Source organism: Aquimarina aquimarini, assembly GCF_900299535.1.
Taxonomy (GTDB): domain Bacteria; phylum Bacteroidota; class Bacteroidia; order Flavobacteriales; family Flavobacteriaceae; genus Aquimarina; species Aquimarina aquimarini.
In genome coordinates, this window is sequence record NZ_OMKE01000058.1 from 74565 (window position 1) to 89337 (window position 14773).

At 31.3% G+C, this 14773-nt stretch carries 13 protein-coding genes; 3 read left to right on the forward strand and 10 right to left on the reverse strand.

All coding sequences use genetic code 11. The annotated features are described in order from the left end of the window. The first annotated feature begins 88 nt into the window (after positions 1 to 88). Positions 89 to 463: a hypothetical protein gene (locus DG508_RS20130; protein WP_159090947.1), complete on the forward strand. Its 375-nt coding sequence runs from the start codon at positions 89 to 91 to the stop codon at positions 461 to 463. 510 nt (positions 464 to 973) lie between these two features. On the opposite strand, the gene DG508_RS20135 is transcribed toward DG508_RS20130, so the two are convergent. The 7 genes from DG508_RS20135 to DG508_RS20165 all read right to left on the reverse strand — a co-directional run bounded on the left by DG508_RS20135 (position 974) and on the right by DG508_RS20165 (position 8917). After that, entirely contained in the window at positions 974 to 1795 is an 822-nt protein-coding gene (locus DG508_RS20135; protein WP_108870102.1) for an OmpA family protein, read from the reverse strand. Between the two features lie 69 nt (positions 1796 to 1864). Then, complete coding sequence (locus tag DG508_RS20140; protein ID WP_159090948.1) at positions 1865 to 2299, reverse strand: hypothetical protein; 435 nt, start codon at positions 2297 to 2299, stop codon at positions 1865 to 1867. Between the two features lie 232 nt (positions 2300 to 2531). Beyond that, positions 2532 to 3779, reverse strand: coding sequence for a PepSY-associated TM helix domain-containing protein (locus tag DG508_RS20145; RefSeq protein WP_108870106.1), 1248 nt, complete (start codon positions 3777 to 3779; stop codon positions 2532 to 2534). A gap of 69 nt (positions 3780 to 3848) precedes the next feature. Further along, complete coding sequence (locus DG508_RS20150) at positions 3849 to 6182, reverse strand: TonB-dependent receptor domain-containing protein (RefSeq protein ID WP_108870108.1); 2334 nt, start codon at positions 6180 to 6182, stop codon at positions 3849 to 3851. 503 nt (positions 6183 to 6685) lie between these two features. Next, positions 6686 to 7072, reverse strand: coding sequence for a hypothetical protein (locus tag DG508_RS20155; protein ID WP_108870110.1), 387 nt, complete (start codon positions 7070 to 7072; stop codon positions 6686 to 6688). Positions 7073 to 7169: 97 nt separating this feature from the next. Continuing rightward, positions 7170 to 8102 carry a TolB-like translocation protein gene (locus tag DG508_RS20160; protein ID WP_108870112.1) on the reverse strand — a complete coding sequence of 311 codons (933 nt, stop codon included), beginning with the start codon at positions 8100 to 8102 and terminating at the stop codon, positions 7170 to 7172. Positions 8103 to 8290: 188 nt separating this feature from the next. Then, positions 8291 to 8917 carry a trimeric intracellular cation channel family protein gene (locus DG508_RS20165; RefSeq protein ID WP_108870114.1) on the reverse strand — a complete coding sequence of 209 codons (627 nt, stop codon included), beginning with the start codon at positions 8915 to 8917 and terminating at the stop codon, positions 8291 to 8293. Positions 8918 to 9089: 172 nt separating this feature from the next. Between DG508_RS20165 and trxB the strand changes: the two genes are divergently transcribed. Next, positions 9090 to 10058 (forward strand): thioredoxin-disulfide reductase, encoded by a 969-nt coding sequence (trxB, locus tag DG508_RS20170; RefSeq protein WP_108870116.1) that lies wholly within the window; start codon positions 9090 to 9092, stop codon positions 10056 to 10058. 191 nt (positions 10059 to 10249) lie between these two features. Here the strand turns inward: trxB and DG508_RS20175 are convergent, their stop codons facing one another. Further along, a complete protein-coding gene (locus DG508_RS20175) occupies positions 10250 to 11116 on the reverse strand; it encodes a GIN domain-containing protein (RefSeq protein WP_108870118.1) in 867 nt (288 codons plus the stop codon). Positions 11117 to 11386: 270 nt separating this feature from the next. Here DG508_RS20175 and DG508_RS20180 point away from each other — a divergent pair, with 270 nt between their 5' ends. Continuing rightward, positions 11387 to 12139 (forward strand): DUF5995 family protein, encoded by a 753-nt coding sequence (locus DG508_RS20180; RefSeq protein ID WP_108870120.1) that lies wholly within the window; start codon positions 11387 to 11389, stop codon positions 12137 to 12139. Positions 12140 to 12220: 81 nt separating this feature from the next. Here DG508_RS20180 and DG508_RS20185 read toward each other — a convergent pair whose 3' ends face one another. Together DG508_RS20185 and DG508_RS20190 are read right to left on the reverse strand one after the other, a co-directional pair. Further along, positions 12221 to 12940 carry a head GIN domain-containing protein gene (locus tag DG508_RS20185; protein ID WP_108870122.1) on the reverse strand — a complete coding sequence of 240 codons (720 nt, stop codon included), beginning with the start codon at positions 12938 to 12940 and terminating at the stop codon, positions 12221 to 12223. Between the two features lie 65 nt (positions 12941 to 13005). Further along, the gene (locus DG508_RS20190; protein WP_108870124.1) at positions 13006 to 14772 is read right to left on the reverse strand and encodes a PspC domain-containing protein; all 1767 of its coding nucleotides are present in this window, start codon (positions 14770 to 14772) and stop codon (positions 13006 to 13008) included. Position 14773 lies beyond the last annotated feature (1 nt).

The following is a 14773-nucleotide window of genomic DNA, read 5'->3' on the forward strand; positions in this document are numbered from 1 at the left end:
TATTTTTTTAATAATAAGTCGATTGCTATATATTATAATTTATATATATTACAGATATGTTATGTATAATTATAAATATTATGAAAAAATGAAATTCTTTGTTTTACTGTTTTTTTTGACTTTTAATATCACACTTGCCCAAAGTTCAAAAACTAAAAATATTCCTTCTGATGGAGAATATAAGTATGATATTGCGTTTGCAGAGTGGGGAGGGAAATCAATGGGTGAAAAAGTGATTGTGATAATTAAAGAAGGAGTTGTAAGAGTGCTTTATGATGGTGATGGAGAAATGATATTGAAAAAAAAGGGCGAAATCATAGATGAAGGAAAAATTTTAAGACATAAATCAGGAGTTTGGATAATAGGAACCAACAAAAAGGATATTAATATTGAAGAGGTAGGAGGATGTTCTGATGGGCCAAGAGTTATTGACTTTGAAAAAAAGAAGTTCTGGATGTGCTAATTAATAAATGAGATACCAACAATGATACTTATTGTTTCTAAATTAGATATTTGAACGTTTGTAATAAGTAGTATATATGACATGAAGGAGTTGAGATAAAACATTTAAACAAACCCATTATGAAGGGATTTTAATAATTCAACTCCTATCAATGCCTCAACATTTCTATTTAGTCGATTACATAGGACTATTCTTACATATTTCATTTATATTTTTATTTTCCATAAAATTTACTTAATTATTTTATGTATTGTTTTGCTTACAAAGAGATATGAATTGTAGTTTAGATATTGTTTAGAGAATAGATGTTTTAAGATGAAATGTAGTGATAAAGAAACCAATCACACTATGATTTTTTGTAGGTTTTTAAAATTGAGTATTGTGCCTTTTCGTTAGCAATGATTATAATTTTTTATAATTTGATTTCTTTGGCAAAAGAATGTAGCTATTATTAGTATAAAAAAGCCTGATCAAATTGATCAGGCTTTTTTATACTATAGATATGATTTTTTATTCTTTGGAACCGTTTTTCATATTTTCTTTTATAAGCCCGTAGAATTCATCAAATTTTGGATCGATAATAATTCTAGTAGCAGTTTCTATACTTTGAGAACCATATTCACTTTTTCCTAGAACTTCCATTCTTTTTGGATCTACTTTATGATCAATTTGAAGTGCTCTCACTACTGCAGAAGCTTGTTTTGAACTAAGGTCCCAATTGTCTTTGATACTTTTGTCCTTAAAACTTATAGCATTACTATTTCCTTCTACTATGATTTTAAGATCAGGTTTTGAGTTTAAAGCCGAAGCAATTTTTCCTAAAACACCTTTTGCCTTAGCATCAATAACAGCACTATCATCATTACCAAATAAAGTGGCATTGGCTAACGTGATTAATACAGCTCCATTTTTTAAAGCAATATTAGCTTCACCACCAAGAGCATTTTTAAAAACAGTTAATGTTGCCAGCTTGATAGAATCGCTTTTTCCAATAGCATCATTCACGACTTTTATTTGCTTGTCTTTTTCCTGAAGACTCTTTAGAGAGGTTTCTAGGTTTTTGGCTTTTTGATTTGATAACTGGGTAAAACTACTCATGTTATTTAAAAGAGAAGCATTTGTCTCTTTAAGGTCTTTCACTTGAGCTTCCATAGTTTTTACTTCTGTCAAAGTAGCTTTCTCTTTTTTACGAGAATCATTTAATGATGACTTAGTAGTATTTAGCTCTTTTCGTAATTTATCTATTTCTTCTAGAAGATCCTTTTTTTTCTGTGCATGAATAGATAGAGTAGACATAAACAATACACAAACAAGTAAAATTATTTTTTTCATTGATTTTTAATATGATTTGTTGCAATTGCTAAAGTAAAACATTTTTATAAATAACATAGTAACCAGATGTTACGACTTTTGTAATAATTGTTTTGCGTTTTCTATACTTGAATTAATTTGTTCTTTGAGTTTCGTAACTTTTACTTCTTCTTCTTTAAGTAGTTTCATTTGAGAAGATAGTTTTTCTGGGTCTGTTTTAGAACTTTCTTCCTCATGAGGAAATTGATCACTAAAATCACTCATCCATGTCATCATAAAGTCATACGCATCTTTTACATCTTTTTGAGCTTTGGCATACGATTGCCCTTGGGCAGTAGTATCTATTTTTGATTCTAAATCTTTAATCAAGCTACTCATTTCTCCCATTTTTGGCATTACTTCGTCATGTACATCAATTACTTTTTGCATGAGTACATCAAACTCTTGTTCTTCTTTTGATAACTGGTTGCATGATACACATATAAGAAGTGCTAATAAAGCTGAGTATAAGAAAGATAATTTCATAATTATGATTTTTTTAAATGTTATTAATGTTTTTTGTTTGTAATTGTTTTGAATAATAAAATGGATCATTCTATTTCTGTAGAAAAAAACGAACCAAAGATATTATTTTTCCTTTTTTTGAGGAAGTTTAGCTTCTTTGTATTGTTGTTCTATTCTATTCATTATACGCAGTTGTATAATAATATGGAATAAACTAAATAAGATGGCTAAAATCAATATGTATAGTATTATGTCAATCAAGGTGTACGTTTTTTTTATTTCTTAAATATTCTATACTTACTATAAAAAGAAGACTGATACCAAATAAGGGGAATAGAATTGCAAGAATTCCTATAATACATATGATACCATATCCTATCTTAAAAGTTGAAGGTACTTTAGGAATTCCCCATGATCCTTTTCGTTTTCTTTGAATATATGATATGAGTGCAGATATACTCATAACAGTTAAGGCTATGGCAGTAAAAAGCATTAACCACCAATTCCATAGACCAAACTCTCCTTGATGAAAAGCCATCACCCACATACGCCCTCGCATTAATATACCTACATCATCCCATTGGTTTGCTAAAATTTGTTTACCAGAGTATTGATCAAAATGAATCTTTTTTTGGGTATTCAAATCAGCAGGGTTACTATTAGAGATACTATAGACTCCTTTGGGGCCTTTAGGGAATTGAATAGTTACTGTACCTGGCAGATCAAGTGATATTGCTTGATCAGCAATTTGATCAAGAGTCACCATTTTTCCTGTTGTTTGAGATTGTATATGGTGAGCATTCCAGCTAGAAGGATATCCAGTATTAGTTATTTTTTGAACTTCCTTGAAGTTTTTACCAAACACATCAGTCCAAGGAAAACCCCCTGCTAGAATAAGGATTAATAAACCAGAAGTCCAAAATCCTGTTATTGCATGAATATCTCTAAAAAATATTCTTCTACCTTGATTTATTCGTGGTATAAAATACCCTTTTATCTTCCAATCTCGCACAGGCCACCATACGTATAGACCTGTAATGATCAAAACCACCATCCAACTTGCAATAAGTTCTATGATTTTGGTTCCAAATTTACCAGTCAATAGTTCTCCATGTAATTTTCTAATCAGGTACATATCTGTTTGGTTACTAATGATCTCTCCCGAGATTTTACCTGAATATGGATTTATGTATAAACTACGTTTCCCACTAAATCGGCCTGATACAAATTCTGTTGCCTGATTTGTAGCGGTAGATAAGATCATAGCATTGGGTTTTTTGCTAGCATTCTTGTTTGCAATTTCCCATTGCTGTTGAAGAGAAATAGGTTTTTCCTGTATAGCAACTTCTTTTATATGTCGTTGTCTAGGAGCTTCATAATCAGTTTTAAATAAATATACAGCTCCAGTTATAGATAATACAGCTATAAACGGAAGTGATATCAATCCAGCTATAAAATGCCATTTCCAAAGCCATTGATTTAGTTTTTTGTTTTTTTTCATTTTTTTAAGTAAAAATAACCCCTACAGGCATATTGTATCAGGCCAAAATAGTCCTGTAGGGGCTGGTTACTAGAAATTATATCGTACTCCTAAATGAAAAGCTCTAGGGTTACCGATGGTATAACTATTTTCTCCTCTGAATCGATTGAAAGAGGCTCTGGTAGCATACAATTCATCAAAAATATTAAGTGCATGACCCCATACCTCAAAGCCTTTGTATTGTACAGATGCTCTTAGGTTAAAAATAGAATGACCACTATAAGTTTCTGTACTAAAAGTACCGTCTTCATTATCGATTTGATTTTCAAAACTGGTGTTGTATTCACCTATTAATTCTTGCTCTGCAGTTATACTAAACCCAAAAGTGTTTTCAAAATTCTTTTGATATGTTATTAAAGAAGTACCCATAAGATTCGGAGCTGTTTTTCTATCCGTATCAGAGTAGTCTATTCCTCGGTCAAAAAAGTCGACATATCGGTGTTGTGCATAACTACCATTATGAGTAAGGGATAATTCTTTTATTGGTTTCCAGGTAATACCATATTCAACACCATATGACCTTGTTTTACCTGCATTAGTACTAAAAAAGTTATCGTTTTCATCCCTCATTGTTACCAATGTATTTTGCCCATCTAGAAGATATACTGCTAAATCAAATTTTAACTTAGAAGGAATACTAAAATATCCTCCGATTTCATAATTATGATAACGGCTAGGAGTAATGCCTCGTAATTCATTTCGATTACGATATAAAGTAGAAACTTGAGGAGGCGTAAACCCTTGTGAATAATTTGTGTATACTCCTGTTTTAGAATTAAAATTATAATTGATTCCTAGTTTTGGAGTCAGGTTATTAAAATTATCAACAGCATCTTCTGCTCCAGAATTTTCTATTTGATTATCATAATCGTATTCAAATCCATCATAGCGTAGTGCTGCGGTTATTTTTAAGGCATCTATTGGTGATATCTCATACTGGAAAAAACTTGCATAATTAAGGATGTCAGCCTCATAATTAAGAATAAAGTCTCCCGAATTAATAGTGTAGTCAAGATTTTTTCTTGTTTCAGGGTCAACAATAACTCTTGTAGTCTCTGAGACATAGTCCTGAGGAGAATAATCTGCTGTTGCTCCAATAATTAAAGAGGAGTTTGCAAAATTAAAATCTAATTTATGTTGAATTAACCCTACAAAACTAGTGAATCGATTAGAGTTTACTTCTCCTGATCCAAGCCCTGTTAATTGACCTTGATTTCTGAATTGTCTAATTCTATATGAAGGAATTTGATCCATTCGGTTATTTCTTACCAAAAAGTTGAATGAGGTTTTATTGTTGTCATTCCAGAATTTATCGAGAGTAGTCCTTGCTCTAAATGAGATTGCTTCTCTCTCTGTAAAGGTTTGATCACTTTCATAATTTCCTTCGTTATAATTTCTTTCACTTAAAGAACCAGACATATCAGAGCGAAAATCAATTATATCAAAAACAGTAGTCCATTTTGTTGAGGTATTGATATCATATACAGTTTTGAAGGTAACGGCTAATTTTTCATAATCACTATGACCAATAGGTCCTTCTTTTCTCTTGACAAAATGACTACCAAGATAGAATCCGAATTTTTCACTTGTTTGGTCAGAAACTTCAAGCTCATATCGGGATAATCCTAGATCATTTGTTTGAAAAGCAAGGCTACCACTTAAATTTTCTGTAGGATTTTTTGTGATAAAATTAAAGCTTCCTCCTATAGCTTCACTACCATAAATACTAGAGGCAGGTCCTTTTAGAACTTCAATACGACCAAAAGACACATTATTCATTTCTAATAATGCATTGTGGTTGAATACAGAGGTAGGTCTAATTTGTAATCCATCTTCTAGAAACAAGAATAATGCTTTTGTAGAAATAGGAGAACGTACCGCCATAAAATGTTGCTCATTGCTAGCTGCTCTAGAGGTTGGCATAAATACTCCAGGAACTTGATTTACTAATTGATCAATACCAAAAGCTTTGGTTTCTGCAATTGCTTGTTTGTTTATTGATGAAATAGATCCTGGTACTTCAGAACGTTTTTGGATTTCTCTATTAGCCGAAGTAACTAGAACTTCTTCTAATAATACATTGTCAGATGTAAGTCTAATGGTATTGAAATCACTGGTTAAACGTATTTTTTTGGTAATATATCCCAAAAAACTAATGGTTATTTCTGTCGAGTTTTGAAGAGAGATGGTAAAGAGTCCATCGGTATCACTCATGACCCCGTTCTCAATGTTGTTTGATTCGATAATAGTTGCTCCAGATAATGGGTTATTAGAGGTGTCAACTATTTTTCCTTTGTAGGATTGTTGTGCGTAGCTATATGTTCCTAGACAAAGGACAATAGCAAAAATTAATATGTTTTTCATTTTGTGTAATCTATAAGCGTTTCTATTACAGGTGAATAGATGTGCTTTTACTTTTTAAACCTATTTTTGTTTTTTATATTGTATCCTGTAAATCAGTAGTTAAGGTTTTTTTTAACCTTTATCTGTATTTATTAGATACTTTGTAATAATGGTAAAGCAGTTTTTAATATATAACCGATATTTTCCTATATATTCTATTTAGGATATGGAAATTAAAACCAAGCTAGCATTGGTATTATTTCAGAATTTTTTGATAATAACTGCGATTACAATTATTGCATATAAAAGTGAATTGTATTTTATTATGCGATTTATAATCCTCATTTTAATTCTAATAATAAACTATAACCAAATTCATGATTTTGGTTGTAGCTTTATGAAATAGAGTATGGTAGTATACAATCAAAAAACATCATGCTATTTAATAAATGCAAGGTTGTTTTTTTACAATATTCAACTTTTGAATCGATTATCATAAGCGATTCAAAAAAATAATAGAATAATTATGAGAGGTGATGTTGAGGAGGGTGGTCAATGTCTTTTGAAACATTTTTTATATGGAAACATTGTAATTTCCAGTTTTGAACAGGTTCTGTAGTTAGCGAATTTGTGTTTTCAATTCCTATTGTATTTTCTTGAAAAAATAAAGGTAAAAAAGCTTCTGTTATTAATGTAGTATCTGTGTTTTCTGATGATGATTGTGTTTTTGCATTTAGTTGATTCATCAGGTAACATTTACCATTACAATTAAGACGTGGACGCTCTTTGTTGACACAATATTTTTCTACAATAGTATCAATATTAAGCTGGTAATAGAGAACAGTACTGATTTCTATAGCGGGTCGTATAGCAAAAGAAATAAATAATAGTATGGAGAATAGAATTCTCATCAATACGGTTTAAATTTCGTGCAAAAATACAAAATTGGATTCTTCTTTTGCTCTAGAAAGTAATAAAGGTAATGTTAAAAATAAAAAATACTGATTATTAAAGTTTTATATGAGTTTTGTAGATTCTACTTAATCCATTTTGATATGAGTGCATCATTTTTAAAAGATGTTTTAGCTCAAGTGATTTACTCCTTTTGGTAATAATCTCGTTTCTTTTGCTGGTAAAGTAGAGTATTTGTGTTTTTGAGTCATAAAATGGACAATAATCCATCTTATCTGAGTTTATTTTTGCAGAGAGATTTTTGGCCTTAGACCAAGTTCCTTCTGTAGAACGATAAGAGATATATAAATCACCACTGCCTATGCCATCTTTACGTTTATAGGCTCCAAAAAGTAAAAATGACTCGTCTGGAGCAATATATGAATTGTATTCATACCCTTCAGAATTAATAGCTTCACTTAGAGAGACAGGATTTGTATACGTATTATTTTGCCATGTGCTTACAAAGATATCATCTTTTCCTTTTGAAGCAGTAGCTGTACTGGTAAAGTATAAATTTCCGTTTGTGGCTACAGAAGGATAAAACTCATCTCCTTTTGTATTGATTGGGTTTCCTATATTGATAGGAGCAGACCATTTAGCAGTAATATCAGATCTTTTAATATACCAAATATCGTAGTCTTTTGCTTTTGTATCTGTATTTTCTAAAGGTCTGTTGGATACAAAAAATAATTTAAGCCCATCAGGAGAGAACATTGCTTCTAGATCGTCAAACTGACCAGAAAAAGGTGCAATCTCTGGTGATGACCAATTGCTATCCTTTTTTGTGATTTTTATAATGGTAGATAGTTCACCAGCGTATCCTTGAACTGTAAAGTAGATTTCATCATGTGTAGAAGAGATTGTATAATCTCTAACTGAAGGGAATTGTGAGAGAATCTCTGGAAAAACTGGAGAAATTGCGGTAGTGGTTTGGCTTGTAACACAATATGTAATTACAATAAAAAGAAGTGTAGTAATTTTTTTCATTCACTTAATAAATATAAGGATTGGGTATGTGTTTAAACAAAACGACAAGCGAAATATAAGGATTAATACAAGCTAAGACTATTAAGGTTTTTATAAAATAATCGATTTACACACTAAGTGAGATTTTAATGCTCCGAAATTAAAAGTTCGTTTCAAATGAATACTTTGTGAGCTTACCCCGAGGTAATTTATTTTGCTGTATCTTGATTTTTGGTAGTAAATAGGGGTAACGATACTTTGTATTTTACAACAAGTAATCGAATAATAATAATAAGAGTTGCAGTAGAGATATAGATTATATCCTGATCTAGATGAAGGTGATATAAAATCATATAACAAATCCCTCCGGTTATAGATGCGGTTGCATAAATTTCTTTTCTGAATATTACTGGGATTTCATTACATAAAATATCTCTTACAACTCCTCCAAAACAACCTGTTGTTGCTCCAAGAGCTACCGATATTATAGGAGCAAGATTAGTTTTGATCCCTGCTTCTACACCAATAATAGTAAATATACCTAATCCGATGGTATCAAATAAAAAAAGAGATTTTTTAAGATAATCGATTTTATTTCTAAAAACAATTGCAAGTATTGTAATTCCACCTATGAGATACATGTTTGTGGTATTTTGCATCCATGATACAGGGGTATTACCTATTAGTATATCTCTAATTGTACCTCCTCCAATCGAGGTAACAAAGGCAATTATAAAAATCCCAAAAAGGTCAAACTTTCTGTTCATAGCACTTAATGCTCCTGATATTGCAAAAGCGGCTGTACCCAAAATGTCTAAAGTGTCAAAAATTATCATTTTGTTCTTATCCTTAATCTGGTGTAAATGTAATAGTATTGTAGCAATACTGATACTTTCTTTTGTTTAATTCTGATAATTATGCTTTATAGGCTTATAATAATTCTTAATAACTTTACTGTAAGGTTTGTGCGCAAATTGCTACTTTTACATTATAAAAAACGAAACGGATATGTCTAATACAATAGAAAGAATCAAGTGCCTTATTATAGGTTCAGGACCAGCAGGATATACTGCGGCAATATATGCATCGAGAGCAGATCTTAAACCTGTTATGTATACTGGTATGGAACCAGGAGGGCAATTGACTACCACAACAGAGGTAGATAATTTTCCTGGATATCCAGAAGGGATAGATGGACCTACAATGATGGTACAATTGCAACAACAAGCAGAACGTTTTGGTACAGAAGTACGTATTGGGATGGTGACAGCTGTTGATTTTAATAAAACGGCTGGAGGAATTCATAAAGTTACTGTAGATAATACAACAGAAATTGAAGCAGAAACTGTTATTATTTCTACAGGAGCTACTGCAAAATATCTTGGCTTACCTAGTGAGCAAAAGTTAAGAGGTGGTGGTGTTTCAGCATGTGCCGTTTGTGATGGGTTTTTCTATAAAGGACAAGATGTAGCAATTGTTGGAGCAGGAGATACTGCTGCAGAAGAGGCTACCTATCTAGCGAATATATGTAAGAATGTTACTATGTTGGTACGTAAAGATCATATGAGAGCTTCTAAAGCAATGCAACATCGAGTAAATAATACATCTAATATAAAAGTGATGTATAACACCGAGGTTGATGAGGTTCTTGGAGAGCAAGTGGTAGAAGGATTACGAATGGTAAATAATCAAACAGGTAGTAAAGAAGAAATAGAGATTACAGGTTTATTTATTGCAATTGGCCATAAACCAAATACAGATATTTTTAAAGGGCAATTGGATATGGACGATACTGGTTATCTGATAACAGAAGGAAAATCTACTAAAACAAATATACCAGGTGTGTTTGCTTCTGGAGATGTTCAAGATAAAGAATATAGGCAAGCTGTTACAGCTGCAGGTACAGGATGTATGGCTGCACTAGATGCAGAGCGATATCTGGCTACGATAGAAACAAATGAAGAAGTTTCTGCTTAAAGTCGATATAACCGATATAATTTAGAAATAAAAAAGCTATCAAAAATGAACTCATTTTTGATAGCTTTTTTTTGTAATAAAGTTAGATTAAACATATTTCACAAAACTTCTATTGGGTGAAAAAGAGCATTTTTATAGCGAATTGAAAAAAGTTTAAACCGCTTTTATATGTTTATTTGGTATAATATATCTTAAAGGAACTTATTTTTAAACTTGTTGGGAACATAGTCTGCGTTTTTCTTATATAATGTAGCCTCATTGGCAAACGTATCTATGGTAACTTTTGGTTCTCCAAGAAGATATATTTCTGTCTTATCTTTGGCTGTAATCTGTATATTTTCATTGGTTAAAACATAGCAATCACTAGACCCTTCTGCAATTAAAGTGGTGCTATTTGCATTTAATTTCTCGCCATAAAAATCAGTATCATTATCTGCTCTTACCAATAAAGATTTCACTTCTCCTTCTAGTATTGCATTTCCTTTTTGGTAGAGGTCAATAGTAAGACTGTCGGTATTAATGATACCTTTTAACTCAGAGTTTTCATTAATTTGATAATTCACTTGTTGGGCTGATACATGTAGTTCAGCAAGAGCTTTTTTGTTGGTAATACATTTTATTTGTGAAACTTCTGTAGTTAGAAATACCTCGGCGTGATCATTTACTTCTATCTCTAATTTTTTGGTTTGAATTGGAGATAGTGATTTTATCGATGCTTTGTCATGTAAAGTGATTTTTTTTAATTCTGTAGTATAGAAAATATCAAGAAGTAATGCTTTTGCACGTTTAATATCTTTTTCTGTTGTAATAGTTAAGATACTATCGATTACTTCTACTTTTATGATTTCCTGCAGGTTACTATCGGCTTCAATTCTGACTTGATTGTCACTATTTTCATCTAGAGTAACTTCAAAACCTTCATAGATTTCTATGCTATGAAAGCTTTCAATATCTAATAATTCTGTGCTTACAATTTTGTTACCTTTAATTTTTGCTTTTTGCCCATATGTGTTCCCTAATGCGAATACTACACATAGTAATAATATTGATGTTCTCATATTTGTGTAAAAATTATACTAGTATAAACTAAAAATTTTATGTTTAAGTATAGTGGTTGTATATAGAGAAGCGGTTTAATTTTTTTGATTCTCATCAAAGTTGAATAAAAAGGTTTAAATCACTTCAGAACTTGTCTACAAATATAAATAGACTTATATTATAAATAAGAATTACATTTAAAGTTAATAGAATGGATGCCGATTATAAAGGAACCATTTGTAAGAGAGATAAATACCGTATTTTTTAAAACCTAAAACCAACCTATAATTTTGAAACCTATTCATACCATAGATGATGTTATTGATACACTGGATCATATTATAACAGAATCAAAAACAACTAATAATCCATTAGGTTATTTTGCAGCATTGTATAAAAAGGTAACTGTTGAGGTTAAAATGGGGATAGAAAATGATTTTTTTGATGATGGCCCAAGAATGGAAATGCTTGATGTTGTTTTTGCAAGTAGGTATTTGGATGCTTATGATGGGTATAAGAATAATAAGGAGATTACCTTGTCTTGGAAAAAAGCATTTGATTTATCAAAGGAGTATTGGCCAATTGTTTTACAGCATTTATTAATTGGGATCAATGCTCATATTAGTCTTGATCTGGGAATTGCTGCAGCTCAAGTTTCTAAAGGCGATACTATCGAAGAACTAAAAGGAGATTTTGATAAAATCAATGAGATATTATCATCATTGGTTACAGATGTAGAAGATGATTTGTCGCGAATTTGGCCAACTTTGAAAAAGATATTGAAATTTACCCGTAAAGTTGATGATTTTTTAATTGATTTTAGCATGGAGTTAGCTAGAGATGGAGCTTGGCGATTTGCAAAAGAAGTTGCTAGCACATCGCAAGATAAAATTGATATTCTTATAGAAAATAGAGATGTAAAAGTAGCTAAGAATGCTGATATTATAACCAACCCAGGAAGTATTGCAAAGATGATTTTGATGATTGTAAGACTTGGAGAAAAAGGAACTGTAGCTGATAAAATTAATACTTTGACTCGATAAAGTATATAAAAGATAACTGCCTGAATAATGATAGTTTATCATTTGATCAGGCAGTTTTTGGTTGATTAGATTGATTAGTCTTTAATTCCTTCTTACATTCCCTCCAGAGTTATCTACTTCTGATACTTTTTCTGGGTTACCGTAATAGACTACATTTCCTCCGCTAGTTGCCTTTCCTGTAAAATCGTTTTTTGCATAAATTCTGATAGAAGCACCACTGGTCGCTTTTGCTTCTGATACAAGACTTAGTAATTCCTCTGCTCGAATATTTGCTCCACTAGTAGCACTAGAGTTATGGTTATTTACTTTTCCTGAAAGATCCATAAAAGCACCACTGGTTACAGAGGTAGTTATGGTTTCGGCTTTTACCCGTAGATTAATATCTGCTCCACTAGTTGCACTAAGGTCAAGATCTTTTTGTACAACAGCTTTATCAGAAGATATACTTGCTCCGCTATTGGCATATATCTTATTTATTTTTGCATAAGATACATATACATTTTTTTCATCGGCAGAGAAGATATTTTTATCAGAGGTTACATACAATGTATTGTCTTTTACATATACCTCTATAATATCATGCAGGTTTTTATTTGCTTCTACAATAACTTTTTTATCTGAACTATTTACTAAGATAACATCTAAACCTCTACTTGCTTTAACAGCATCAAATTTTTGATTGATTGTTCTTTCTTTTTTCATAACATCTCCTTTGCCTTTGACCCCATTAAAAGAGACATTACAAGAACAACATGCTATTGATAAGAAAAGGGTTGTGATAATTTTGGCTAGTGTAGTCATAGGTATTAGTTTTTTAATTATTTAACTGTTCGTTTTTTTGATTACCCTGTGATGTGCAGGTTTGATTAATTATCGGTTTTTATTTCTATTCCGTTCTCGTCGATTTTTACTTTTACAGGTTCGTTATTAAGCTCTACTCCATTTTCATTGATTTTTAGTTTAAAATCCTCGTCATCAGAATTGATATTTATTTTTATTTCATCTTCGTCGTCATCGTCATTATCATCTGAATCACTGTATTCCCAATCATCTTCAATTTCAGGACAGGTATCACATTCAAGCTTTCCATCAATAAGTTGTATGTATTTTTCTTCATTACCATCTACCGTAATATAGTCATCATATTTCCAAGAGTTATTGTATGCTGATGTATTATCATCTGCAAATAATGTAATCCCTTCTGGTAATGTAAGTGTTACTTTTACTTCTTGATCTCTAAATTTATTGGCATATTCTGTAATAGCATATCCGTCTAATAAAAGAGTATTACCATTTACTATATATCCATACTTAAGATCTTCTGCTCTTTTTGAGGCTTCTTCATAGGATCTTCCTTCTGCTCTTTTTTCTATGATGATTCCTACTGTTGAATCCTTTTTTGAAGCTTTTAAGTATAATTCGATATCCTTAATAACTATTACTTTATTACCTTGAGGATCTCTTTTTATATTGTAATTATTTCTATGGCTTAAATGTTTTGCATATCTGTTGTTTCCTTCCATTTTGATAGTAAGTGTATCGTTACTAGTAAAAGGAAGCATTTTTTGTTCAGAAATAACTTCTGCATCATAAGCTTCTAGAGTAGCTTGTCTGATCCCAAGAATACCTAACCCGATTAGTGACAATATCCAAACTCCTAACAAACCTATTTTTATAGGGGTTCCTACCGATTTTAAGTTTTTTATCAGCATTTTTAATCCAACAATAAGTAGAAAGAAAAATGGGATTCCTACAGCAAAGAATGATAAAAGAGAGATCAACCATAGAGGAACATCAGGGTGACTACCTACTTCAAAATATTCTATCCAAGGGGTATCCATAAATCCAAATGTACCTATGGTAAATAGACCAATGAATAAACCGATTAACGTAAATCCAGCAGTTATGATAAAAAGTACTCCAACCAGTTTTACAAATACTTTTAGTACTACTAATAGTACATCTCCTAATGCTTCAAAAAAAGTAGTTGAGCTATTTTTTACTTTACTACTATATTTTTGATAGTCTACATTTTTTACAGTGTCTGCAACACCATCAAAGCCTTCTTTTATCTTTTTTTCTATATTACTTATATTGACAGCTTCTCCTTTCATTGCCAAAAAATCTGCTGTAGTTTTAGCTTCTGGAGCAAAAATCCAAAATGCGATATAGATAAGTATAAATGCACCACTAGAAAATACGGTAAACAAGATCCATGCTAATCGAATCCATATGGGATCAATTCCAAGATAATGACCTAATCCTGAGCTTACACCTCCAACATAAGAATTTGTAGTATCTCTAAATAATTGTTTAGATATTTTTGTTTTTTGAAGAGGTTCTTTTGGTTCATCCTCAAAGATTTCATCATCTAATTGATAGTCTTCTGGTTGTCCCATTACGGCAATAACCTCTTCTACCTCTTTGTTTCCGATAACCTGTCGTTCGTCTTTAATTTTTTCACTAAACAATTCTGCTATTCTAGCTTCAATATCTGATATGATCTCATCTCTACCTTGAGAGTCGGTAAATGAGCGTTTTATAGCACCGAGATAATGTTGCAGCTTTAGATAAGCGTTTTCATCTATATGAAAAAATATGCCTGCTAAATTTATATTGACTGTCTTGTTCATG